The sequence below is a fragment of the Paraburkholderia humisilvae genome (genome assembly GCF_902859855.1).
Lineage (GTDB): Bacteria > Pseudomonadota > Gammaproteobacteria > Burkholderiales > Burkholderiaceae > Paraburkholderia > Paraburkholderia humisilvae.
In genome coordinates this window covers 1-1,009 of sequence record NZ_CADIKH010000393.1, presented here as the reverse complement: position 1 = coordinate 1,009, position 1,009 = coordinate 1, and the positions used below count along the sequence as shown (strand labels likewise).

The window sequence follows — 1,009 nt, the reverse complement described above, 5'->3', positions numbered from 1 at the left end:
CCTCGTCCAACGGCTTCTTTGCCATGGCGCGTATCTCCATTCAATCCGTTAGAGATATAACGCGCCAGCATCGAATCGGTTGTCATGTTTTATGGGAAACTCAATAGTCTTGTGCATGCTCACAAGGGTCCCTAATGTTGATTGGTTACGCACGCGTCTCGACGCAAGACCAGAACCTTGAGCTGCAATGCGAAGCCTTGACCAAGGCTGGATGTCAAAAGATCTTTGAAGACAAGGTCAGCGGCACGAGGGCAGACCGTCCCGGTTTGACCAGGACGCTCGAAATGCTGCGCGAGGGAGACACCCTCGTCGTCTGGAAACTGGATCGGCTAGGCCGCAGTGTCAAACAACTGGTCGATCTGGTCGCCGAGCTGCACAAGCTAGGCGTCCAGTTCAAGAGCGTCACCGACTCCATCGACACCGGCACGCCATCCGGTCGATTCTTTTTCCACGTCATGGCCAGTCTGGCCGAGATGGAACGAGAGCTGACCGTCGAGCGCACCCGCGCCGGATTGGAAGTCGCCAAGCAGCTCGGCCGCAAGGTCGGCCGCAAGCCCAAGATGACTGATAGCAAGATCGAGTCGGCCAAGAAGCTGCTGGCCAACGGCGTTCCACCCAAGGATGTGGCCAAGAACCTCGGCGTGTCCATTCCGACGCTGTATCGCTGGGTGCCAGCCTCTGCACACGCTTAGCGTGCTTTATTTTCTGAATTCCGAGGCGACCCCTAGCAGAATTCCTCAGAAATACGCCCCAGTTTTGTGTACCAGGCGGGCCCACCTTCTGACAGGTCCCGTTGGGTATCAGGGATTCTGACGGCGGCCTCAAATCTGAAGTGCAACACCTGTCTCATATAAAGTGTTGCGATGAACGAAAGAACCCAGTACAAGCAACTGCAACCTGAAGAGCGCCTGACCATTGCAAGCCTGCATCTGCAGGGTTCGAGTATCCGGGCCATGGCCCGGATACTCGGGCGCTCGCCGGCCACCGTGAGTCGTGAACTGACGCGAAA

Annotated in this window: 2 protein-coding genes; both read left to right on the top strand. The window is 56.8% G+C overall.

What is annotated here, in order from left to right; genetic code table 11:
* The first annotated feature begins 134 nt into the window (after window positions 1-134).
* Window positions 135-692 carry a recombinase family protein gene (locus HV796_RS42715; RefSeq protein ID WP_175233612.1) on the top strand — a complete coding sequence of 186 codons (558 nt, stop codon included), beginning with the start codon at window positions 135-137 and terminating at the stop codon, window positions 690-692.
* Window positions 693-863: 171 nt separating this feature from the next.
* On the top strand, window positions 864-1,009 hold a 146-nt coding region (locus HV796_RS42710; RefSeq protein WP_175233611.1), incomplete at its 3' end, for a helix-turn-helix domain-containing protein.